General features: G+C 42.2%; 23 protein-coding genes, 1 other RNA gene and 1 pseudogene. 6 read left to right on the forward strand and 19 right to left on the reverse strand.

The features are described from left to right. Positions 1–11: 11 nt before the first annotated feature. The 6 genes from CSQ79_RS00820 to CSQ79_RS00845 all read right to left on the reverse strand — a co-directional run bounded on the left by CSQ79_RS00820 (position 12) and on the right by CSQ79_RS00845 (position 5,322). Positions 12–761 carry an anti-sigma factor gene (locus CSQ79_RS00820; RefSeq protein ID WP_099699314.1) on the reverse strand — a complete coding sequence of 250 codons (750 nt, stop codon included), beginning with the start codon at positions 759–761 and terminating at the stop codon, positions 12–14. 8 nt (positions 762–769) lie between these two features. After that, positions 770–1,351, reverse strand: a complete 582-nt coding sequence (locus CSQ79_RS00825) for a sigma-70 family RNA polymerase sigma factor (protein WP_099699315.1) — start codon at positions 1,349–1,351, stop codon at positions 770–772. Positions 1,352–1,449: 98 nt separating this feature from the next. Next, positions 1,450–1,809: a hypothetical protein gene (locus CSQ79_RS00830; protein WP_099699316.1), complete on the reverse strand. Its 360-nt coding sequence runs from the start codon at positions 1,807–1,809 to the stop codon at positions 1,450–1,452. Positions 1,810–2,571: 762 nt separating this feature from the next. Next, positions 2,572–3,450 (reverse strand): DUF4394 domain-containing protein, encoded by an 879-nt coding sequence (locus tag CSQ79_RS00835; RefSeq protein WP_289500160.1) that lies wholly within the window; start codon positions 3,448–3,450, stop codon positions 2,572–2,574. Positions 3,451–3,539: 89 nt separating this feature from the next. Beyond that, entirely contained in the window at positions 3,540–4,670 is a 1,131-nt protein-coding gene (locus CSQ79_RS00840; RefSeq protein WP_099699317.1) for an extracellular solute-binding protein, read from the reverse strand. A gap of 10 nt (positions 4,671–4,680) precedes the next feature. Further along, positions 4,681–5,322: a phycobiliprotein lyase gene (locus CSQ79_RS00845; RefSeq protein ID WP_099699318.1), complete on the reverse strand. Its 642-nt coding sequence runs from the start codon at positions 5,320–5,322 to the stop codon at positions 4,681–4,683. A 437-nt stretch (positions 5,323–5,759) separates the two neighbouring features. Between CSQ79_RS00845 and CSQ79_RS00850 the strand changes: the two genes are divergently transcribed. Further along, positions 5,760–6,131, forward strand: a complete 372-nt coding sequence (locus CSQ79_RS00850) for a hypothetical protein (protein WP_099699319.1) — start codon at positions 5,760–5,762, stop codon at positions 6,129–6,131. Between the two features lie 22 nt (positions 6,132–6,153). Here CSQ79_RS00850 and cobT read toward each other — a convergent pair whose 3' ends face one another. From cobT to surE, 4 genes and pseudogenes are all read right to left on the reverse strand, one after another. Next, positions 6,154–7,263, reverse strand: a complete 1,110-nt coding sequence (gene cobT / locus CSQ79_RS00855; protein WP_099699320.1) for a nicotinate mononucleotide-dependent phosphoribosyltransferase CobT — start codon at positions 7,261–7,263, stop codon at positions 6,154–6,156. Positions 7,264–7,336: 73 nt separating this feature from the next. After that, positions 7,337–8,038 carry a DUF2232 domain-containing protein gene (locus CSQ79_RS00860; RefSeq protein ID WP_099699321.1) on the reverse strand — a complete coding sequence of 234 codons (702 nt, stop codon included), beginning with the start codon at positions 8,036–8,038 and terminating at the stop codon, positions 7,337–7,339. A gap of 103 nt (positions 8,039–8,141) precedes the next feature. Then, positions 8,142–8,840: a Crp/Fnr family transcriptional regulator gene (locus tag CSQ79_RS00865; protein WP_099699322.1), complete on the reverse strand. Its 699-nt coding sequence runs from the start codon at positions 8,838–8,840 to the stop codon at positions 8,142–8,144. Positions 8,841–8,897: 57 nt separating this feature from the next. After that, positions 8,898–9,574, reverse strand: a pseudogene (surE, locus tag CSQ79_RS00870) (5'/3'-nucleotidase SurE). Between the two features lie 469 nt (positions 9,575–10,043). Between surE and psb32 the strand changes: the two are divergent. Then, positions 10,044–10,694 (forward strand): photosystem II repair protein Psb32, encoded by a 651-nt coding sequence (psb32, locus tag CSQ79_RS00875; protein WP_354000883.1) that lies wholly within the window; start codon positions 10,044–10,046, stop codon positions 10,692–10,694. Here the strand turns inward: psb32 and CSQ79_RS00880 are convergent, their stop codons facing one another. The 4 genes from CSQ79_RS00880 to CSQ79_RS00895 all read right to left on the reverse strand — a co-directional run bounded on the left by CSQ79_RS00880 (position 10,695) and on the right by CSQ79_RS00895 (position 12,430). Next, entirely contained in the window at positions 10,695–11,078 is a 384-nt protein-coding gene (locus CSQ79_RS00880; RefSeq protein WP_099699324.1) for a DUF4346 domain-containing protein, read from the reverse strand. A gap of 79 nt (positions 11,079–11,157) precedes the next feature. Then, the gene (locus CSQ79_RS00885; protein WP_099699325.1) at positions 11,158–11,364 is read right to left on the reverse strand and encodes an aldo/keto reductase; all 207 of its coding nucleotides are present in this window, start codon (positions 11,362–11,364) and stop codon (positions 11,158–11,160) included. Between the two features lie 77 nt (positions 11,365–11,441). After that, a complete protein-coding gene (locus CSQ79_RS00890) occupies positions 11,442–12,152 on the reverse strand; it encodes a Uma2 family endonuclease (RefSeq protein ID WP_099699326.1) in 711 nt (236 codons plus the stop codon). Between the two features lie 122 nt (positions 12,153–12,274). Next, entirely contained in the window at positions 12,275–12,430 is a 156-nt protein-coding gene (locus tag CSQ79_RS00895; protein WP_354000884.1) for a hypothetical protein, read from the reverse strand. Between the two features lie 186 nt (positions 12,431–12,616). Between CSQ79_RS00895 and CSQ79_RS00900 the strand changes: the two genes are divergently transcribed. The 3 genes from CSQ79_RS00900 to CSQ79_RS00910 all read left to right on the forward strand — a co-directional run bounded on the left by CSQ79_RS00900 (position 12,617) and on the right by CSQ79_RS00910 (position 14,613). Beyond that, entirely contained in the window at positions 12,617–13,324 is a 708-nt protein-coding gene (locus tag CSQ79_RS00900) for a hypothetical protein (RefSeq protein WP_099699327.1), read from the forward strand. Positions 13,325–13,616: 292 nt separating this feature from the next. After that, positions 13,617–13,907 (forward strand): tetratricopeptide repeat protein, encoded by a 291-nt coding sequence (locus CSQ79_RS27250; RefSeq protein ID WP_289500168.1) that lies wholly within the window; start codon positions 13,617–13,619, stop codon positions 13,905–13,907. A gap of 58 nt (positions 13,908–13,965) precedes the next feature. After that, the gene (locus tag CSQ79_RS00910) at positions 13,966–14,613 is read left to right on the forward strand and encodes a hypothetical protein (protein WP_143755402.1); all 648 of its coding nucleotides are present in this window, start codon (positions 13,966–13,968) and stop codon (positions 14,611–14,613) included. Between the two features lie 55 nt (positions 14,614–14,668). Here the strand turns inward: CSQ79_RS00910 and CSQ79_RS00915 are convergent, their stop codons facing one another. Further along, the gene (locus tag CSQ79_RS00915; protein WP_099699330.1) at positions 14,669–15,859 is read right to left on the reverse strand and encodes a GNAT family N-acetyltransferase; all 1,191 of its coding nucleotides are present in this window, start codon (positions 15,857–15,859) and stop codon (positions 14,669–14,671) included. 131 nt (positions 15,860–15,990) lie between these two features. Beyond that, the gene (locus tag CSQ79_RS00920) at positions 15,991–16,698 is read right to left on the reverse strand and encodes a RibD family protein (protein ID WP_099699331.1); all 708 of its coding nucleotides are present in this window, start codon (positions 16,696–16,698) and stop codon (positions 15,991–15,993) included. Positions 16,699–17,079: 381 nt separating this feature from the next. Between CSQ79_RS00920 and CSQ79_RS00925 the strand changes: the two genes are divergently transcribed. After that, positions 17,080–19,047: a HAMP domain-containing sensor histidine kinase gene (locus tag CSQ79_RS00925; protein WP_099699332.1), complete on the forward strand. Its 1,968-nt coding sequence runs from the start codon at positions 17,080–17,082 to the stop codon at positions 19,045–19,047. Here CSQ79_RS00925 and rnc read toward each other — a convergent pair. The 3 genes from rnc to corA all read right to left on the reverse strand — a co-directional run bounded on the left by rnc (position 19,037) and on the right by corA (position 21,698). Beyond that, positions 19,037–19,768: a ribonuclease III gene (rnc, locus tag CSQ79_RS00930; RefSeq protein ID WP_099699333.1), complete on the reverse strand. Its 732-nt coding sequence runs from the start codon at positions 19,766–19,768 to the stop codon at positions 19,037–19,039. The genes CSQ79_RS00925 and rnc overlap by 11 nt on opposite strands. Positions 19,769–20,016: 248 nt before the next feature. Next, an RNA gene (gene rnpB / locus CSQ79_RS00935) (RNase P RNA component class A) lies at positions 20,017–20,471 on the reverse strand. A 33-nt stretch (positions 20,472–20,504) separates the two neighbouring features. Then, positions 20,505–21,698: a magnesium/cobalt transporter CorA gene (gene corA / locus CSQ79_RS00940; protein WP_099699334.1), complete on the reverse strand. Its 1,194-nt coding sequence runs from the start codon at positions 21,696–21,698 to the stop codon at positions 20,505–20,507. Between the last annotated feature and the right edge of the window lie 136 nt (positions 21,699–21,834).

The raw sequence follows: 21,834 nt of genomic DNA on the forward strand, positions 1-21,834 counted from the left end.
GGTGTTGGGCTTTACACTCTCACGATTAAAAGTGGTGCTCCTTCGTGTCTTTGAGGAGCGTTTGCGTCTTCTACAGTGATAGCAACTGCTGTGACCAAGCCTTGATTACGATAGACCTGAGGAACCTCAATATTTTCTGAAGCATTGCCGTTAGCATCCACTGCAAATACTGCCGTCAATACTGCGTCTTTGTCATCAGTTGTAAAGGGAGCACCTTGGGGTAAAACTGTCCATAAGGCGTAAACTTTGCCAGGCGGTAATGTAGGCAAGTTTTGAGCATTTAGCTCAGCTTCTAGAGTACTGGGATTGACTGTCAGCGTAGCTGATGCAGAGAGATTTGTATCCTGGGGCTGAAGTACAAAAGTTAAGGGTTCAGACGGTTGCACTTCAGTTTGTACAGCGTGCAGAGATTGCCATAGACGATAATTACTAATACCTAAAGCAGCAATTAACACTGCTGCAGCAACTCCCATTGCTTGAATCCAAGAAAACGAACGCTGTGGACGTGCGATGCTTAAGGGTTTATCTTGTTGCTGCTTATTCGCCTCCAAGATGGCTGCACGTAGATGACTTGGAGGTGCTACTTCAGGAGGAGCATATGATATTTCTAATGCTTTTTGCATCTGGGCAACTTCTTGAGCGATCGCAGGGTCATTTGCCAAAAGTTGCTCAAACTCTTCTATTTCCTCTGGACTCAAATCGCCAAGGACATACCCAGCAATTAGTAACTGTAACTGTTCTGACGGCATCGACCAAACCATAGTTGGGGCTATCTAATGTAATCCGTGAGAGTTTGACGCAGTTTGAGAAGACCCCGCCGCGCTCTAGCTTTCACAGTACCTAGAGGAATTTCTAGTCGCTTGGCAATTTCTGACTGGCTAAGACCATCATAGTAAGCCATGTGCAGAATTTGCTGTTGACTGTCTGATAACTGGGAGAGTGCTGCTTGTACCTCCTGAGATTGTTCGCTACGAAAAACTTGTTCAAAAAGAGAATCAGTAACATGCTGTGCTTCGCTGTCTCTCCACTGTCCAAAAAACTCGCGGGCTTTACTACGCGATCGCACTCGATCAATGGCTCGCGAGCGTGTCAAAATTGCCAAGAATGTTCTTAATGATCCTCGACTTGGATCGTAAGAAGACGATTGAGCAAGCTTGAGAAAAACATCCTGAGTCAGATCTTCTGCTTCTTGTGGATGACCAAGGATTTTGAGTGCTATTCCATAAACTAATCCAGCATGGCGATCGTAAAGAATGCCTAAAGCAACATCCTGACCAGCTTGTAGTGCGCGATATAGTTCTACATCTGTTTGGATTAATTTTTCAGTGTTGCCAGGTTGCTCAGAAGGCATTGTACCTACTAAGAAAGTGTACTGTATGAGGTGATTGTACGATTAATCTCATCTAAATCGAATTGAAGTGGAAAGACTTATACCATAAATATATTCACCTACAGCTTGATTGATGGATGAGATGTTTCTGGTTGAAGTGTGTAGTTTGTAAGTCGCCAATCATGAGTTGTCGCTAGTGAAGTGCCAAGTGAACCATCAGCTTGTTTGTCAAGCTTCATCCAAAGCGTACCATGCTCGCCACAAACAAATTCTTCAATCCAAGAGTTACCATCCACACATACCTCTTTAGCAGCTACCAATAACGCTCCTTGGTGAGATATTTTTACGCATCTTTGGTTTTCTAATACTCCTGTATGAGATAAAAAGTACTTGAGGCTGCCTACGCGCCATAATCGGCGATCGCATTTAGGACAATAAAACCGCTGTACATTTTTCTGCTTACTACGTTTACTAGGCATTAGAAACCTCTTATCTAGAATAGTGCTTTCAACAACCTAGTTTTTACACTGCGTAGTTAATCATTAATTGCGTTCTTGCCTGACTTCATGAGGAACTTCTCAGCATGAGGAAGTCTTGTTTAGACAATTACATTTATGTTGATTAGTCAATCAAATGTTAGATTTGGACTAGCTATCTTTCCTATCCATGACTAACTCAAATTCCTCAAACAAGCTTTCTGATCATAAACTCATGTTTTTTCACCAATAGAAGCCTTATCTCTCACAGCAAGCCAAAATTGATTACTAAACACTGAGGCAGCGCTAACATCAGGTTCAATTAATGAGCTATATTTTGCTGTGCAAAGCTAGATTGATAATCAAGCTAAAAGCCCTATAAAAGAGTCTCAACACTTTATTCTGTTTGTGTGGTAATTAGTAAACTAGCAAGATATCAAGATAGTATTACTCCCCCTTAAACACAATAAGCTTATATCAGAAAACTCTTTCCTATAAGGCTTTTAGCTCAACTCTTGTATTATTTCAATAAACTGTTGTTGCACTAGTGCACCTCTTAAAATGCATTACAAATAGATTGCATCACCTAGCAATATTTGCAACTCACTTTTACTGTTTTAAACGATGCATCTGAAGTCTCAAATTACAATTTCTTTTCACTTTCATCATCAAGAGATGAACTACTATATTCATCCTTAAAAAAGTTGGAATTTGATTGCGCAGCTTCTGAGTACTTTTTTAGTGACAACTTCAGTTTAAAATTGGCTATCTACCTCTGGAAGTGATGGTAGCAGCAATACCAATTAAATTACCTTTACGGAAGTTACCCATAAAAGTAGCTCTTCCTGTTGATAAATCTACGGTATACAAAGATCTCCCAGCAGCAATAAATCCGACATTCTCTCCATTACGAGTAGTCACAATATCAAATCCGGCAATTGGTGGTAGGTTAAAACCTAGCGATCCTACTGTCGCTAAAACACCATCGTTGGGTGGACTCTGAATAACTAAAGAATCAGAATCATAATCTAAATTATAAAGTGTGGTACTGCTAACTCCTGGTCTAGAGTTAGTATATGCAGAAGCAGTTACTCCTATTGCTTGAGGGGGATTGTAATTAAGAGGTTGATCGACGACGACTTCTCCAGTATCAACGTTGATTCTAAAATTCTCACCATTGTTTGCCACCAATCTCAATCTGTCAGCAACTGGATTGAAATCAACGCCGGATTGAAAGCCGCCACTAAAGCTTACGGATAAAGTGCTTACCAACCTAGCAACACCAGTGTCACTATTAATTGTGTATATCTTATCAGTGTCTGTAATTGCGTAAAGTTTACCATTCGCAGGACGGATGTCTATTCCTAAAACGTTTCCGTCAACTCCTTGAATTTTGGTCTGGTTAGAACGGCGAGAATTGTATTCATACGTAACTAATGTATTATCGGTCTTTAGCCCAATGATTTTGTACGCTGGTCTACTCAGCGCTGGGGCAAAAGTAAAAACCTGAAAACCTGCGGCTAAAAGTACTACTACTGCAGCTTTACCCAATCGATTAATCATTACCCCTCCATCAACTTCTCTTTGTCGTAGTGAATTGGTTTGAACGACTCTAGTACGTCGCCAACAACGAATTGGATGCACTCACCTCAAAAAAATTTCTACATTTTTCTTGAAGTCTTCACTAGAGACAAGCTAAGCGATAGATTCTACAAGGGTTCTATAGAAATGATCTATGTTCTGATTGTTTGCCACAGAGCATCATATTGTTGCTGTACGCTAGCAGTAAGTGGTAGCAAAAACTCACTGCGTTGCAATTGAGCATTAGTAAGTCGGATTTGCTCTCGATGCGTTCCTGATAATTCTGTGGTGATGGGTGAAGTTCCATGACTACGTAACGAAATTTGCTGTGCAATTTGGGGCTGCCAACAAAAATCGATCCATTGTGAAGCTAAAGTTGGTAAAACTGTACTGACGGGATTTACCCACAAATCTGCCCAAAGTGCTGTTCCAGATTGAGGAACAACTGCTGCAATTTCGCGATACCGCTGCATTACCGGTAAGACATCAGTTGACCAACCAACTGCTACCCAAGTATCACCGATAATTAACGGCTCAATATATCGATTAGAACTGTATAGTCGCACTTGTTGATGTAAAGCTTGCAGTTGCTGTTCTAAGTTTGGGATTTCATCAAGGTTTTGCGCATTATAAGATTGACCTAATCTTTTCAGTGTTAAACCAATAATTTCCCGCGACTGATCGATGACAGAAATTCGCGATCGCAGTTCAGGACGCCATAAATCATTCCAATCGGTCGGTGTCCAACCCAAAGACTGAAATTTATCTCTGTTATAGAGTATAACTGTACTACCCCAACGATAAGGCGCTGCCCAGATTTGTCCTTGGGCATCAAGTACACCTTGCTGATTGCGTCTGACTAATTCTTGCCAGCGAAGCGGTAAAGCATTCCAATTTTGTAGTTGAGTAATATCTAAAGGTTGAATTAGTTGCTGTTCAATGGCTGCTGTTAGCCAATAGTCTCCCAAAGTAATTAAGGCAGCAGGATTTGGCGACTGAGATTGCTGAGTCACAAAGGGAAGCGATCGCGACTGCGGTGTCTGATTGGCTTGCTCGTGCCAAGCTTGTAATTGGTCAAATATTTCTTGTAATTGAGCAATAGGTGTAAACTTTACTTGTGGATTTTGCTGTATCTGTTGATGAAAGCGATCAACAATAAGAGGTGGTATTGAACCACGCAAAAATTGCACTTGCAGAGTTTCACTTGCCCGTGCATTACACCCTGATAACAGTTGTGATAGTGCTAAAGTCCCTGTCCCGAATAAAAAAGTCCGTCGATCCATAATTGAATTGTTACACGCTGCGCTGCTCTACACCAAAGCCTACCAAATCAATTATGGTGGGTATTTCATCAACATTGTCGGGTCGCTGATAAGTCACAATTGTACGCAACCGCAAGTTTGGTGCTACCATGCGCATTTGATCTACTGCGACTGAGCGTCGGTAATAAGTTGTCATCTCTAAGGTTTGACGTGTAGGTTGATATGTAAATCGCCCTACTGCTGTTCCTGCTTCAGAATAACCTTCATCTCGCAAATAAAATCCTTGAATCACCTCTGTTTGCGGTTCTGTGACAACTTGTGCAGCTACAGGAGGCGGTAGCTTAATTGCTGTACTTTCAGCTGAAATGTATGCATCTGGAACAAATAAAGCTTGCAAGCTCATTGATACAGTTTCACCAGTTTCTGAGCGAGTATCGAATGAAATCGCAAATCCTGGTAAATCTTCTTGTTGGATTGTTGTTAACTGTACTTCTACTTTTATTCCTGCTTGAGCTGACAGTGCTAGAATTTGTTGCTTATCTGTTGCCGTAATTGGTTCTACTTGATACTCAGTATACGACCGTTCTATACTGCCTTGCGGCATTGAATGATAAGTACGTTCTATAGTCCATTTTCCGCTACAAATAGTAAAAAAATCTGAGAAACTAAGCATTATTTGCTAAATAGATCGCTGCTTATCTATTTTCTCTCAATCGCCTAGAGAAGAAGGATTTACTTTTATAAATTGTGCTGTCTTTGTTGATATTCTAATAGAGTGAGTATTATTACTAATTAGGCTGAGTCTTTCAGGCGATCGCTTCTTAAAATTTTACTTACTTCAGAGTAAATGTTTATATTGCATAAATCCATAAAAATCAGCATTTATCAGGATTTTATTGACAGAATTCGCTGAGAAGTTAACCGATCTACATCAATCAAGAAGTTACTGCTTTATGCTGATATTTATTTCTATTGAGAATCGCAGATTAATGTATCGCTTCAAAATCAACATTATCAAAAGTTAAATGTTTCATAAGTAGCGTTAACTTTGCTATTTTGTTGCCTAGCATAGAGAGATATATTCCTTCGGGCAATGAGGCAGTTAATTTTATGGAACCGTTACAAAAACAAGTCGTTACCTTAAGCCACAAAGTCGATACGTTATATCAAGCAATTGAAGCACTCAACGGTAGAGTTTCTGAAGCATTGTCAGAGTGTCGCTTAGCCCCTACACAAGAAACACAGCATTCTCTACACAACATAGAGGTACGTTACCCAAGTCAGGGATATAAAGCTTCAAAATCAACAATGGGACATAAAGACGTACTAGAAGACAGTAACAGTCTCGACAATCAGCGTCAAAGTGGTGAGAAGGAACTTGCACCAGAAATTCAAATTCAGCGCCTGACAGCACAGCTGACAGCTGCATACAATCGAATTGCAGCTTTGGAAGAGCAACTACTAGCACAAAGAATCCATTAAAACCAGCGCTAATTGCTAACAGCTAACAGCTAAGAGCTTTTGAGTAACGGTCTAGTAAAGCTTCGATTATCCGTAAAAGTTGAATTTGGTTCCAATCTTGAGTTAAGCAAGCAGCAATGCAGCAACCGCCAGCTGCGACACCCTCCTTGACATAACCCTGTTCATAAACCTGTAGTTGAGGATAGCGAGAATTTTTAAAACTTAGTTCTGTAGCAAGCAAAGGGACCCTACCAATAAGTTGTGCTAACTCAACGGTATTCCCAGTAGGATCTTCTGCAACCCAACGAGTAGTTCCGACAACGACTTCTTCAGGTTGCCACGAGATCTTAAACGTTTCGGCTAATGCTGGCATCAAGGCGTACACAGCCAGCATTTGTGTACCACCAGCAAGAAGCACACCTTTAGAACGACTCAATGCGATCGCCATTCCAGCTACCGCAATTTGCATCGGATCGCCCACTGCGGCGATTAGTGCTAGAGGATCTTGCAGTGATATTTCGTCTGTGAGTTGGGCACGTTGTAATCCTAATTGAACCAGTGCCCACTTTTGTTCGTGATTGCAAACGGGGTGACTGCTATTCACTTTTCCAGCGGCGTCAATACCCAATCCTGTCAAAACTGCAAGTGCTGTTGTTGTGCCGCCGACAACGCACTCGCCCAAAATAATATAATCCTGCGAGTGACGTGCTAGTTGCTCGCCCCAGAAGATACCTTGCTCCCATAAATGTTTAACTGTTGCTAGTTCCAATGCACAGCCTTGACTTAAGCATTTGGCGACAGTACCGCCCAAATCGATTGTCGGTACGCTAGGGAGGTGAGGTAATCCAGCATTAAAAAGATAAATCGGTAACGCAAGTGCTTCTGCAACAGCACGCGAAATAAAGACGGGAGAAGCACCTGCTTGTAGCGGTGGTAAAGGATATTGCGGCTGAGGCTGCGGACCATTAAACAGAAATTCTGCATCTGCGATCGCGGTATATTCTCGTGCTTGTGGAGTACTACCAGCAGCAGAAATTCCAGGAATTAATCCTGTTTCGGTAAAACCCAAAACACAAGCTAATACAGGAGAACAACCACGATACCGCCGCAGCCACTCTTTACCTTGTTCTTCTTGGGTGTAAACACGAATCATTTTATTAAACAAACAAAGTTCTCTCTAGCCACTAGCCACTAATTACTAGTCACTCACTCCTCTCCTCTATTCCTTACTCATAATCCATCAAAACCTGCACCCATTGTGGAGGGCGTGGGATAGAATTACCCAAACGATCGAGAAGGAACCAGGCTGCTAGGTGAACGACAAATAAGTAAACGATATTTTGAACAAACACGAGAGCGATCGCGCCTGCTTCAATCAACAAAACACTCGGTTGAACTAGTATTCCTAATCGCAAAAATGCCCATTCTGCAAATCTTGTCACTTGGGTAATTGTATATACCCAAAGATCTTCACCTGATAAAACCGATAATATCCAGAATCGAAAGAAGAACCCAATTGTTCCCAACAACGCACCTAGGACGATTGAAACGATCCAAGGAGCGCGACGATGCCATGCCGCACCAAGCAATACCCCCATCAAAGCAAACGGCATAATGTACAAAATACCGCGAGTTGGTCCTAAAAGTACCGATAGCAGCAATCCTGAAACTCCAGTTGCCATCCATGCCGCCCTAGCTCCCCATCGCAGGTAAACTAGTGCAATAGGTACAGGGAAGAAGATTCGTAAAAGTGGTCCTAGCGATATGTAGTAATTGATAAACCAAATTAAGCTTGCGGCACTAGCGAGAAATGCAGTTTCTACCATTTTTAAAGGAGCAGAATTGCTTCGGGCTGCTAATGGTTGACTCACAGATACTTCTGTATGTGGTAAAGCATTTTTCTCGTTGCGACTGACAGAATCACTCATGTAATTTCTTATAAAAAGATAACCATAACTTTATTCAAAAGGAATTGGGGATTAGAGATTAAGGATCAAGCTTATCTGACCTCTAAGCCGTAGCCTCTGATCCCTACATTATCAATCGTTCTAGTGCTTTTAGACTCGGAATAGAGAGTATTTGTTGTTGACGCAGGATTAACCCTTTTTTTTCTAATTTTGTGAGTACTCTTGTCACTGTTTCTCGTGCCAAGCCACTCAAACTACTTAATTCTCGATGCGGTAAGTTAGGAATTTGGATTCCTGTTTCATCTTGTATTCCTTGTCCTTCTGCCAAGAATAATAGAGTATCGGCGACGCGTGAAACACTGTCAGACTCCCGCAGTCGTAAGCGGCGATTAACTTGCCGCAAGCGTCGTGCCATCAGTTGTGATAATCGAATTCCTGCCAAAGGTTCGGTTTGAATTAAAGCAACAAAATCGTGTGCGGGCATACTGCCAATAATAGTAGGAGTCAGTGTAATTGCATCTGTTGAGCGGGGGGCTTCATCCAAAGCAGCCATTTCACCAAAGATCTCTGCTTTACCTAAGATGTTAAGCGTGACTTCCTTGCCATCGAGATTGTAAGTCCGGATTTTTACCCAACCATCGAGAATAAAATAAACTGAATTGCCCCAGTCATTTTCTAGTAAAATAACTTGATTTGCTGGATGTGTCCGCGTAACAAGATGAGCAGTCGCTTTCTCCACAGCTGTTGTAGGCATTCCTCGAAAAAAAGGTGCCGAGTAGATTGATGGATTGACAGGTTTGTGGGAGGTGTATTGGTCATCCATAAATTGATTTTGCGAGCGGCTTGCTGTGGATTTGCATTTGAATAATAAAGCTGGGAATTAAAGTTTAATCTGAGTCACAGCGATGCGTCCTGAGAAACAAACATCAACGTCGCTTCCAGGAGTGCGATCGCGCATAGCATATTCTCCTACATAAAATAAATTTTCTCCCTCAACACGATATTTTAATGGTAGTGGTTGCTTGCATGGTTCACAAAATACGACCTCTGGATCGGGTGCTCCTGGCTCTAAGTGAGGCAAATTCACATTCCAAAAAGTTCCTGATACCCAAGGGCGCTGTAGCAAATCTGCTAAAACATGAGCTGTCCAACGGGCTGCAACATCCCATTCAACATTTTTTTTACCTTTACGATAATGAGAAATCGCAATACCTGGAACTTGATGAAACGCTGCTTCCCTAACTGCAGCGACTGTTCCAGAGATGTAAGTGTCTGCCCCCATATTTCCTCCAGCATTAATTCCTGACAAGACAGCCTTGACATCGCAAAATAAATGTGATACGGCAACACGTACGCAGTCTGCTGGATTCCGGCGATCGCATATTCGGTTTGAGATCTTTGCTCGATATGAATTGGTTGAGTTGTCGTAACTTGATGACCACAACCAGAAAGATGCGCTTTGGGAGCAACTAAAACTCCTTGACCATTCACTGCTTTAAGTAACGCTCGAATTCCAGGGGCATCAATCCCGTCATCATTTGTGAGGACTAAAGTCATTTGGTAGGGCTATACAAGAGAGGTTATTGTTTTTTAAAGGTTGAAAATTTAATATTAACGTTTTGTTGACTTGTTACATTTGCAGTTTTTCAATAATTTTTGACTGAGTTTTTTACTAATTTGTTAGAAATCTCAGAAATTAAATTCATGGAGCAGTTAGTGAGTTTTTAACCTCTGACTTCTGACCTCTGAACCGAAGGTCTGCGAAGCGCGTCCCCTAACGCCTTCTGTTGCGGTAGTATTTTGAGATGAAAGCAATTGGTAGTTGGTGAATAGCTTAAACAAAACATGTGAACTCGTAAATGGATAACTTACTGCGTTTAAATTTAGTGTATGTCGGTTTTCTCACAAGCTAAAGGCTAACAGCTAATTGCTTTTTTATTCGTCGTCTATCGGGTTTGTTCCGATGAAACTCCTCAATCAATTTTTTAGTTCAATAAAGTACTTATCACGTTTGGTTGTGTTACTCATGGTGCTGTTACTCTCATTAACACTAGGGATAGCACCTGTCAATGCGACTGGCGTGTATCAAATGCCACAAGTAACCGCAGGCGATCGCAACTGGGTGATCGATCAAGCTGAAGTCATCAGCCGAATTAACGAAGGCAAAATTGGTGACGCTTTGGCAGATCTAGCGCAAGAGACAGGTAATGAAGTTAGATTAGTCACAGTTCGTCGCCTCGACTACGGTGAAACCATTGATAGCTTTACACAAAAGTTGTTCGCCAAATGGTTTCCGACACCAGAAGCACAAGCCAATCAAACTCTACTGGCAATCGACACGCTGACAAATAACACTGCAATCCGCACTGGGGACAAAGTCAAGACATTGTTATCTGATGATACGGCTCAAAGTGTGGTGACAGAAACTGTGCCAGCACCGCTCCGCGAAGGTGAAAAATACAATCAAGCCTTCTTAGACGCCAGCGATCGCTTAGTTGCCATTTTGTCAGGAAAAGAAGATCCAGGACCGCCACAAATTGCTCAAACAGTAAGTGTCGAAGGTACGTTTAAAGCAAAAGACGAAACTGACACGAACAACGCGACGATTTGGGTTATTGGTTTATTACTTGCTGCAACAGTTATTCCTATGGCAACTTACTACTTATATGTCAGATAGTTAGTCCTGAATATATTCTTGCCCAGATATTAAAGCATTCTCAGCTCGGACAAACTCGCGACCAAGATAAGCCGCATGGTCTAATAGAGTCACTGGACAGGGCTGAGTTTGCTCAAAAATTTTGACGCAAAGTTCTTTGGCAGTTTTACCAGAGTAAACTGTAGTGTGAGTTCGTTCAACCTTACCACGTGCTGGAATAACTTTACCTGTTTCAGGATCAGCTGCTAAACCGCGATCGTCAATGATATTTGTAAAATGTTTAGCACAAATAGATCGAGCTTCGCGATCCAAATAGATAATGAAGTATCCTGATGGGTCAAGGTCAATATGACGCTGTGAAAGTTTGTTATCGATTGCTGCTAAAGATTCAATCGTTTGGTTCATCGTGTGTTAACTACTTTACCAATTTTTACCCTATAACCAGTGTAATTCTTCTATCTTTTTCTGTTGAATTAAAGTAGCATTACTCAGTTGCGAATGTTAATCGTTCGATTTGTTCAGAACTTAACACCACTTGCTGTGCATCAAGGTTTTCTTGCAGTTGTTGCAGTATGCTTGCTGCAATAATTGGAATAATTGCCGGTGTACCTTGCATCATCGACGCTAGGACAACTTGATTGGGTGTCACTTCCAGATCGCGTGCGATCGCCTTGAGAACACTTAACTGGATTTCTGTCTCGCGACTTTAATACTCATCAGGAAGTGGGCGATCGCTGCGAGTATATGCTCCTAATATTAGCAGTGAACTTATTGCTTGTGCTTGTGTTGCAATTGCTCGACAAACGCTGCATGTTCGGGTGACTGCAATCCCTTGTGCACTACTGTCAGCAACGTTGCCATGTCTCCTTCGAGTAGTGATAAAACTGCTAACCATAGCCCTGGAAATACCTTACTTTGAATGATGCCATCATCTGGTTCCTGTAGGATATACTCTTCATCCTGTAACACGAACCAATCTAATTTTTGGTCTAGCACCTGCCAAACAATATATTCTTGAACACCATTGCGACGATAGACGGTTTTCTTATCATATAAATCATAAGCTGCACTACTAGCAGCAACTTCGGCGATGAGTTCGGGTGCGCCTTCGATATAGCCATCCTCGCTTAAGCGCGATCGCCCTCCTGCGGCTGCGTCAATCAAAAGTACAGCATCAGGTTGGGGTTCATTATCCCAATCAAGCCGCAACGTTGGATTATCCCCCATCCGTACACCTGGTGTCATTGCTTTATAAACTCCAAGCCAAGTGATTAAATTTCCATGCGGTTCAGCATGAGGTTCAAATCGTAGCGGCGATGGCAAGTAAACGACTCCTTCAATCAGTTCAGCTTTTTTCAAGTGTGGCATGGCATGATAGCGCCGCTCAAATTCGTACTGAGTGAGGCGATCGCCACTTTCCAGCGGTGGTAAGTTCTGTGTAGAACTCGATTGAAGGTGGGGTAAGTTTTTCACCATCATCACATCCTCAGCATTGCTGGATACCGTTTACTGTAGCAAATTTCAGTTCGACGCCTGCCGTATTCTCGTTCGATATTGCCGTCTTGCAGAAGTTTATCAGCTAAACTTTTTCCAGTTTATACTCAAACTTTTTGACTGTAAGGCAATTCTGCATTGATTGCCGCAATCTCTTCCCATTGATTCGCTTCGCGGATGAAAAGGAGATTTATAAAAGCGGTGCAAACTGTAATTTGGGGTGGCAGAAAAGCCGCGACGTTTTTTGTGACGTCTGCCCGCACCAGGATTGTAGATGTCGAATACTGAGGATAGATTGGTGTTCTAGTTTGCTAAGGCTCTTACTTGGAGCTTAGATTTTCAGCTTTTTTTACCGTAAAAATACTGCGGCAATAGTAAAAAATTAAACTCATAATATTTATAAACAAAATTTTGCAGCTATCAAGGCTTTCTTAGTTAAGTTTCCGATTATGAATCAACTACGAAACGTAGCGCTATCCATTGGGGTAGCAGCTACAGTTACTATGACTTCTTTTACTGCTCAAGCTCAGACCTGTGCTGATCGCAGCCAGACACCATTGACTAAAAGTAGACTCGACCAAATTGCTACTAACCAAGGCATAACCCTATCTCGTGTGGGAGTAGAATTTGAGGAATTTGCACTAAATACGATCAGAGCAGGTAATCCAGTACCTCAGAATAACAGACTTTTTCCTTCACCACTAAGGCAAGCCAAAGCTGGTATACGTAATGTAGAACCAGATGGAGTAGTACCGCTCGTAGTTCATATAATTCCTTTTCTTAACCCTCAAACCTACGCAGATAGCGTCTTTTACGAGTCAAAGGCAGTCAAAGGTACTTTGTTGCCTCCGAGTTATGAGAACTATCAAATTCTTGGTTTTTTGGATGTTCTTGATAGTAGTCCTGCACGTGCTGAAGGTGAAAACCCAGCAATTTTTTTCCTCACCACATCTGATATACATAAAATTAGTAAAAAAACAATTGCTGAAGCTAACCGTAGAGATATTGGAGTTTGGCATTCCATAGCGTGCGAAGTTACACCACAATCGGGCGATCTTCAGATGGGTGGCTTTAGATTGTTAAATCGTAGTGTTTATTTTTGGGATGGAAGAGTACCCACCAGTTACGGTGGTCCTGGAAGCATTGGCAGGCTATAAAAGTATCTCGAATAACTTAATGCCTGATGTGAGCTAGAACGCATCGATTACCTAGCGCAACACTAACTGCAAACATTAACATAAGGAACAATATCAAATGAAATCAAAAACAAAAAAGTGCCTTTACTTTATATTCGGCTTATGTTCTGTGGCTATCGTCTGCCCCATAATTTTTTATTCTGTAGCGAAAGCTCAGGAAAATTCGGATTGCATTACAGTTGAGCCATCGGGACAGGTCACGATTATAAATGGTTTGTGTAGTCCAAGTAGTCAAGAACAAGAATTAGGAACTATGGCTAAAGCCGAAGAATTTTTCCAGCGCGGGCGTGAGTTGGATAAAAAAGGTCAATCTCAAGAGGCAATTGCTGAGTACACTAAAGCAATCGAGCTTGATCCTAACTATGCGCAGGCTTATTTTTACCGAAGTAATCTTCTGGCTTTAGAAGGACAACCCCAAAAGGGAATTGAGGATGCACAAAAAGCTGCGGCGATCCTTGAATCTAGAGGAGAGTCAGGCGGGGCAGCAGCGATGCGGGAACATGCAGAAATGATTCGCCAAGGCATTGAAGACGGTGAATGGTGAATTTTGACTTCTGGAGGCAGAACCAATAAAGTATGGTGCTCCAGAAGGTTCTAGTATAATGGGATCTCAAATAATGCCAATATATTTTCTCAGAGCAGAAGAGACCCCTCTAGCGCAACATAGAGGGCTGGAAACAATTGATCGAAATAGTCTATTTATTTTAGTTCAAGCACCTGTTGAACCAGTTGCACAAGCCTTAAGCACTTTAAGGCAGATGAATGTCTGGATGCGCGATGCCTATGAGCGTGAAATAGACATCCACAATGAAAGCACCTTTGTTTTTCAGTTGCGGGGACATCCGTGGAGCATAGTTTATAAGCCTTATGTGCGCTCGGAGCGAGTTTATTTAACTGAAGAAGATGCTCGCAGTATTTCTGAAATACTAAATACTTCTGCTATTTATTACACTCGTAGCGATACTTGTGGCACGCTTGAATACCATCTTTACCGTAATGGTGTTTGTGTAGAAAAACTGTTTTTTGAAGAAGAAGTCTCACTGGAATTTCAGTCTCAGTTACGTTTCCTTGAAGCCAAGGATATTCGGAATGCTTACACATTTACAATCAACTTCATCTGCGAGCAGGATGCTTATGTGCCAAATATAGTTAAGGTGGAAGATTTAAAAGCAGGTCAACGTACAAATTTACGCTTTGAGGACTTGATGCCTAATGAAGTGGAACGAATGGACTACTTAGCACAAGAGTAACTATAAAAAATAAAGCGCCTGTTCCTTATGTTTGGTTTATGTTTTGTAGCTATACTTATATGCTTCCTTCCCGCTTTTGGTTGTAAGGTAACTCCGCATTAATTGCCTCAATTTCTAGTTTTTCGTACTCATTTGCTTCGCGGATATACGAACACAAAATTTGCTCTAGACGACGATTATAAAAGCGGTGCAAACTGTAATTTGGACTAGCAGGAAAGCCGCGACGTTTTTTGTGACGTCCTCCCGCACCAGGGTCAAAAATTTGGATATTGTTAGAGATCGCCCACTCAATTGGCGCATAGTAGCAAGCATCAAAGTGCAAGCAATCAATTTCTTGGAAACTTCCCCAATAACGTCCATACAAGCGATCGCCTTTGGTTAAACAAAACGACATTCCTAACGGTTGACGGGGATCGCGATCGCTATATGCTGCAAAAAACACCACTCGATGCCGATAATTTGAGTGTAATTGCTCAAAAAACTTTTTTGTTAAGTATTTGCTACCCCACCAGCCAAATTTGTCGCAGGTATCAGCATAAAAGTTGTACATCAACGGAAACATCGATTTGGGAATTTCATCCCCTATCAGTGGTTGCAGGCGTAAGCCATTTGTTGCAACGGCTTTGCGTTCGCGTTTGATATTCCGCCGTTGATTTGCATTGAATACAGCTAAATAATCATCAAAAGTTTGAAAACCTAAATTTTGCCAGACATAACTGTGATTTATCCAAGTCGTGAACCCATGACGTTCTAGTACACTTTGCCACTGGGGATCGACGTAAAGAAAATGACAACCAGAGATGTGGTTTTTGGCACAAAAAGCATCAATCGCATCAACCATTAACTCGGTGAGTTCGTCTTCATCTTCTCCTGGAGCAATTAAAAAGCGATAGCCTGTCGCTGGCGTAAACGGTGACATTCCCAAGAGTTTGGGATAATATCGCACGCCGATTCGTTGTGCTAAATCTGCCCATTGGTGATCGAAGACAAATTCACCGTAGCTGTGTCCTTTAAGATACAACGGTGCAGCAGCAATCAACGTGCAATCGCGCCACACTGTCAAATGATTGGGCAACCAACCTGCTTGAGCGATCGCACTACCCGAACTTTCAAGATTGTGCAGCCAATCCCATTCAAAAAATGGTGTTGTGAGGGGCATTGCTAAGGCATCCCATTCAGTCTGAGGGACTTCAGCAATATGATTAATCCAAGCGACAGAATAACGAGGCTGGAGTTGTTTCACCATTGTTAAATAAGAGGTCGGAGGTCAGAGGTCGGAGGTCAGGGGTTAGAGGTCAGGATTGGTCGTGAGTTGAGTTACAATTTCTTTTTCTGATTCCCGATCTCTGATCGCTGACCCCTCCTAAATAGGGTAATCTAATCTTCTAAACGCTGCCGCCGATAGTGTAAAAAGACTTCTTGGTTGATGACCTCAGCTGAGAGTAGTTCTAGGCGAGGAGCCAGTTGCTCTGAAACAAATCCTGTTCCTTCTACGGGGGTAGGAGCATCAGCGCCACCTAGAATGAGCGGACAGACAGTGAGCCAAAATTCATCGATCAAATCATCTGCAATTAGAGAAGCGACTAATTCACCACCACCAATTACTGCTAAACGTGATATGCCTAAACTGGCAAATTGTTCTAAGGCACTAATCCAATCAATTCCATTCGCTGCCGGTGCTTCACAAACCAAGATCCGCGCAAATTCTACACCTTCGTGCCAGCGTCGAGCACCAGGAGTTGTGGTGAGTAACCAGCGACTGACTTCTTGGCGAAAAAAACGTATTTGAGGATCAATTTCAGCTGATAAGGAAGCTACAATTTGCAATGGCTGTGGTGGTAAATTGTGCTGTAAGCGTTGTTGCAAGAGCTGGGGGTTAGAAATACTCATTGTAGTGCCATACGTCCGTAGAGTTCCGGCACCAAATAGTACAGCATCCGCCGCAGCTAGTTGTTTTTCTAAATGTGTTTGATCGACCGAGGAGGAAAAACGAGCAGGCGATCGCTTGACATCCGCGATTTTGCCATCTGCACTCATTGCTAAAACTACTGTAGTTTGAGGTCTTTTTTGATTGCTATGCGCCATGACTTCTACTTACTTAAGAACTGGTTGCGCAAGTGCGATCGCTTGCTTGTGCTGCTATTTTGCTAATACGTTAGTTGTAACAGTCAGGATGATAAAATTCCATACTGATTGCGGAGATACAGGTTATTATTTATACATCAATTAATAAAAATACTCTGTAACCTGATGGTATAGCAAAAGCTGACTTAGGATTAGACGTCATAATGTAAAGCATTGTACTTTAGCCAATATATGAGATAAAACATCTGGTGTGAGGTAAAAATGCTTTTCTCCACAGAACGATGTTTTTACTATTAATAAAAACATGTTTTGTTTAGCGGTCTGTAAGTAGGCAATTATTGCTATTGCGCTGTTGGGTTTTCCTTCCCAGTGAGAATCATTATGGCTAAGCCAGGTCAATCTTCGTTTCGCCGCATTTTATTGTCGAGAATTTTATTATTGAGTGTACCAGTTCTCTTAATTGGCGAGGCTGTCGCTTATCGAAAAGCACGTTCTATTTTATTGGAAACTGCACGCCACAATCTTACTGAAAGCGCAATCAGAAAGAGTGAGAGTATTGAAGATGCGATCGCCGCTCTAAAAGCTATCTCAATGATTGCTAGCCAAACACAGATTCTACAAGCAGGAACAGCAACGCAAGGGCAGCAGTATCTCAATCAATTGGCAGGGCAACTTCCAGATTACGTTCAGTGTGTGCGCCTGGTAGAGTCAAAAACTCAAAAACAAGTTGCAAGTACCTGTGGAAATGCTTGGGCTAATACGGATGCTTCGCTACCGGAAACACACGTGCAATTGCCTACGAGTACTAACCAGGTTAGTGTCAGTGCATTTTTACCTTCAGTGCCTACTGAATCTCAGAAACTACCATTAGATAGTAATAATACACGCGGTCATCTGCATCTACGCTTATCTACTCCTGTGTACACTCCCATAGGTCAACCTCGCTACACCTTGAGCATTCAAGCAACTTTAGAACAAGAACGGACGGGGCGTGGTTCATTAACAGGTTATACCGTTGTCATTGCTCAGAATGGCACAATTTTGGCACATCCGCTCGCAGAGTGTGTGGGACGAAATATTCAGCAAGAACCTGATGCTCAACGACTGCAAAGAATTGTGGCAAATGCGATCGCTGGACGTCAGGATATGCAAAATGTCTCTTTCACAAATAATGGTACAAAATTTTTGGCTGGCTACAGTGCAATTTCTAGCCCAATTGCCAACGAACCAAACCAGTCATGGACAATCTTAGCTATCACTCCTCTAGACAATGCGCTATACGGTCTACGCGAAATTAAAATTATTCTGATTGTTCTGACAGTCGGGTTACTTGGTGCGAGCTTACTTGCAACACGCTATTTAGCTCGCGATTTAGCGCGACCATTAGAAAGATTACGCGACTATGCCTTAAATCTCCAAAGTCATCATGTTGTAGAACGAGTACCCCACAATTTCAAAATTCGGGAATTTCAACAACTTGCAGAAGCTCTAGAACGAATGGTAGAGCGATTGACTGCATCTGCAGAAGAAATCGAAACAGCGTGGGAAGAAGCTCAAGCAGCTAATCAGCTCAAAAGTGAGTTTTTAGCTACGACATCTCACGAACTAAGAACTCCGCTGAATGCCATTATCGGTTGTATTCGCCTTGTTCGCGATGGTTGCTGCGATGACCGTGAAGAAGAAATGGAGTTTTTGCTCAGAGCTGATGAAGCCGCAATACACTTACTGAGTATCATTAATGATGTCCTTGACGTTGCCAAAATTGAAGCGGGTAAACTTTCCGTTATTTTGGAACCAACTGATTTACGGCAACTCCTCAAAGAAGTCATTAATTTACAAACAGTTCATATTCAACAAAAAGGCTTACAGCTTGTTGTACCTCAAGGAATGGAACCAATTCCTGTGCAAGCAGATCCAGCAAAGCTTAAGCAAGTATTACTCAATGTTATTGGGAATGCAATTAAGTTCACAGAGCAAGGCAGTATTACAATCAGCACTCGACTAGAGTCAGTTGCGGAAGTATCATCTAGTAGTCAATCACGCGTAACAATCACTGTAGAAGACACTGGAGTAGGTATCGATCCGACACTACAGCATAAACTTTTTCGCCCCTTCGTGATGGTGGATGGGACAACAACACGCAAGTTCGGCGGAACTGGTTTAGGACTTGCCATTTCGCGCAATTTAATTGAGTTAATGGGGGGAAGTATTATCTTGTATAGTGCTGGCACTGGTAAAGGAACAATGGTTGCCATTACTATGCCTGTGATGGATTTATCACCGTTTCACTCACATCATGTTGTTGAAGAATCGCGAATATTTGAACACTCGCATCCTGCTAGCTCTTAACCATTTCGGTTTCTTGGCTACTAAGTGCTAAAAAAGCAGCTTGCGCAGCAGCTTGTTCTGCTGCTTTAATTGATCTCCCTGTACCTTGACCTAGTTCTCGCCCTTGCAGCCACACTTGAGCAGTAAACCGATCTTGAATATTACCGCGATGGTTAATTTCTTGTACGCGATACTCTGGTAAAACTTTATAGTGGGCTTGCGTCCATTCTTGCAAAGCAGCTTTGTAGTTGAGTCGAGCTGGATCAGAACGAATTTGAGCTGCTAGCTGTTTGAAATGAAGATCTAGCCAAGGGCGTACCAACTCTAAATTATGAGTGCTGAGATATAAAGCTCCTAAAACTGCTTCAAAAGCATCGGCTAAACGCGATTCTTCTCCTGCTTTGTCTCCTGTCGCACTACCCGCAACTAACAAGTACAATCCTAAGTCATATGCATCAGCTAAAGTGGCTAAAATGCGATCGCTCACTAAAACTGAACGAACTGCTGCAAACTCTCCTACAGGACACTCAGGATACGTTTCCCACAGAACTTCAGCAGCAACAAGTCGCACCACTGCATCTCCAATAAATTCTAACTGTTCGTAGTTTGCCTGCGCGGAAACACTAGGATGAGTTAATGCTAAATCTAAAAGACGCCATTTTAATGGCGCTTGTGCTGATAGCCCTAGTTTTTGGACAAGATTTTGTAATTGTTTTTGACGACGTGGATAACTTAAGCTCATTGGAGGAAGTAGGCTGCAGCGTTGAGGGAGTAAATCAGGCAAAAAACAAGAAGCTATCAATCAATTCTCTACTGATTACTTATATTTTCCCATCTTCCTTTCTTCGCATCCTTAAGAAACACTTATCTGCCACTTAATATTAAATCCAGTTAATTACTCACAATTAAAGTAATGAGTATTTAGCAGCTAGCCACTCTTCACTCAATCATAGCCTGGTTATTTAACCAGAGATGATATAAGCTCGGGAGGGGAAAGAGCAAGACATAAGCCGGGTTCTGTTGCTTCCTAACAACAATGTTGCTAGCAAAGTGCGGTTATCTATCTGGGACGTCTGTTACCAGACGCCTCTAGCGGTTCTCCAATAACGGAACTGGTAAAAGACCAACCATAGTTCCTCCGACCTTGCTCCCAACTGGGGTTTACCGAGCCAGCGCCTCTCGACGCTGCTGGTGCGCTCTTACCGCACCTTTGCACCCTTACCTTTAAGAGGGGTTAGGAGTTAGGGGTTAGGGGTTAGGGTTTAATTTGTACCTCGCTCCTCACTCCTCGCTCCTCGCTCCTCGTCTATCGGCGGTATGTTTCTGTGGCACTATCCTCACGGTCGCCCGCACTGGGCGTTACCCAGCAAGTTTGGTCTTTCGGGAGTCCGGACTTTCCTCAGAACAGCAGTTAAAGCTGTTCCGCAACCGCTGCGCCTACTCTTTCCCTAAATCCAGTGTAATCTTTGATGGAGTTGTTATCTACGCGATCGCCTTTGGAGAAGATTAATTTTGTTACCATCGAACCCTTCAGGATCGTCAACAACTGTAGAATAGTTCTCAAACCAACCACGCCGCCAGAAAAAGGTCACTAGTAAAGCAGCGATCGCTCCCATTGTTACTAAACACAGTGGATATCCCCAATACCAGTTGAGTTCTGGCATGTTCCAAGGCGATCGCTCGGTATTAAAATTCATCCCATATACTCCAGCAATAAATGTTAACGGGATAAATATAGATGAAATAACTGTCAGCAACTTCATAATTTCATTCATCCGATTGCTGACAGCAGATAAATAAACATCCATTAAACCTGCAGCTAATTCGCGATAGGTTTCTACCATATCCAAAACTTGTACTGCATGGTCGTAACAGTCACGTAGATAAATTCTGACGCTTTCGCTGATCTGCGTGCTGCCATCTCGAATTAAAGAATTAATTGCGTCTCTTTGTGGCCAAATTGCTCGCCGCAACGTTAATAAATCTCTTCTTACTCGATAAATTTTTTCTAAGGTTTTACGTGTTGGGTTACTAACAACTTCTGCTTCTAAATCTTCAATTTCTTCACCATAATCTTCTAATACAGGGAAAAAACCATCAATAATTGAATCTAAAAGCGTATAAAGTAAATAATCTGCTTGCTGTTTGCGAAGTGTTCCTTTATTCTGACGAATGCGCTGTCTTACAGGTTCAAAGCAATCATGTTCTGGTTCTTCCTGAACTGTCAGGAGATAATTTTTTCCTAACACAAAGCCTACTTGTTCGCTGTAAAAGCCAATTTTGTGTTCTTTAGGAACAACCATCCGCGCAATCACAACCAACTGGCTTTCATGATCTTCTACTTTCGGACGTTGCGGAACGTTCACGACATCTTCCAATAGCAAGGGATGCAGCTTAAATACATTGCCCAACCTTTGCAAAATATCTTCATTTCCTAAACCTTGGACATCAACCCATGAAACCGAATCACTATCTAGATAAGGAACACATTCTTCTGGCGTAGTAATTTGTTTACGAGTAGCATGGACTTCATCATAGTCAATCAGTACAATAACAGGAGCAGGCGCATCTTCTTCAATACTCAAAGTTCCTGGTAAACTACCAGGTTGCTCGTAGAAGAAATCTTCGCGGGATTTTGTGTCAGGAGAAGATTGAATTTGTATTTTGACCATGCAAAAGAGGGGGTATACCCTTGATTTAAGGTTGATACAAATGGAGAGCAGAGGAGCGGAGGATCAGGGAAGATACTATTGCATGATACTAGCCGCTATTTTCTACTTTTGTAAAAAAGCAGCTTGTTGTTTTCAA

Source organism: Gloeocapsopsis sp. IPPAS B-1203 (assembly GCF_002749975.1).
GTDB lineage: Bacteria > Cyanobacteriota > Cyanobacteriia > Cyanobacteriales > Chroococcidiopsidaceae > Gloeocapsopsis.

Excerpts from the sequence above, each read along its gene's own strand:
- CSQ79_RS00820 (WP_099699314.1), bottom strand. The coding sequence starts at position 761 with ATGGTTTGGTCGATGCCGTCAGAACAGTTACAGTTACTAATTGCTGGG.
- CSQ79_RS00825 (WP_099699315.1), bottom strand. The coding sequence starts at position 1,351 with ATGCCTTCTGAGCAACCTGGCAACACTGAAAAATTAATCCAAACAGAT.
- CSQ79_RS00830 (WP_099699316.1), bottom strand. The coding sequence starts at position 1,809 with ATGCCTAGTAAACGTAGTAAGCAGAAAAATGTACAGCGGTTTTATTGT.
- CSQ79_RS00840 (WP_099699317.1), bottom strand. The coding sequence starts at position 4,670 with ATGGATCGACGGACTTTTTTATTCGGGACAGGGACTTTAGCACTATCA.
- CSQ79_RS00845 (WP_099699318.1), bottom strand. The coding sequence starts at position 5,322 with ATGCTTAGTTTCTCAGATTTTTTTACTATTTGTAGCGGAAAATGGACT.
- CSQ79_RS00850 (WP_099699319.1), top strand. The coding sequence starts at position 5,760 with ATGGAACCGTTACAAAAACAAGTCGTTACCTTAAGCCACAAAGTCGAT.
- cobT (WP_099699320.1), bottom strand. The coding sequence starts at position 7,263 with ATGATTCGTGTTTACACCCAAGAAGAACAAGGTAAAGAGTGGCTGCGG.
- CSQ79_RS00860 (WP_099699321.1), bottom strand. The coding sequence starts at position 8,038 with ATGAGTGATTCTGTCAGTCGCAACGAGAAAAATGCTTTACCACATACA.
- CSQ79_RS00865 (WP_099699322.1), bottom strand. The coding sequence starts at position 8,840 with ATGGATGACCAATACACCTCCCACAAACCTGTCAATCCATCAATCTAC.
- psb32 (WP_354000883.1), top strand. The coding sequence starts at position 10,044 with ATGGTGCTGTTACTCTCATTAACACTAGGGATAGCACCTGTCAATGCG.
- CSQ79_RS00880 (WP_099699324.1), bottom strand. The coding sequence starts at position 11,078 with ATGAACCAAACGATTGAATCTTTAGCAGCAATCGATAACAAACTTTCA.
- CSQ79_RS00890 (WP_099699326.1), bottom strand. The coding sequence starts at position 12,152 with ATGATGGTGAAAAACTTACCCCACCTTCAATCGAGTTCTACACAGAAC.
- CSQ79_RS00900 (WP_099699327.1), top strand. The coding sequence starts at position 12,617 with ATGAATCAACTACGAAACGTAGCGCTATCCATTGGGGTAGCAGCTACA.
- CSQ79_RS27250 (WP_289500168.1), top strand. The coding sequence starts at position 13,617 with ATGGCTAAAGCCGAAGAATTTTTCCAGCGCGGGCGTGAGTTGGATAAA.
- CSQ79_RS00910 (WP_143755402.1), top strand. The coding sequence starts at position 13,966 with ATGGGATCTCAAATAATGCCAATATATTTTCTCAGAGCAGAAGAGACC.
- CSQ79_RS00915 (WP_099699330.1), bottom strand. The coding sequence starts at position 15,859 with ATGGTGAAACAACTCCAGCCTCGTTATTCTGTCGCTTGGATTAATCAT.
- CSQ79_RS00920 (WP_099699331.1), bottom strand. The coding sequence starts at position 16,698 with ATGGCGCATAGCAATCAAAAAAGACCTCAAACTACAGTAGTTTTAGCA.
- CSQ79_RS00925 (WP_099699332.1), top strand. The coding sequence starts at position 17,080 with ATGGCTAAGCCAGGTCAATCTTCGTTTCGCCGCATTTTATTGTCGAGA.
- rnc (WP_099699333.1), bottom strand. The coding sequence starts at position 19,768 with ATGAGCTTAAGTTATCCACGTCGTCAAAAACAATTACAAAATCTTGTC.
- corA (WP_099699334.1), bottom strand. The coding sequence starts at position 21,698 with ATGGTCAAAATACAAATTCAATCTTCTCCTGACACAAAATCCCGCGAA.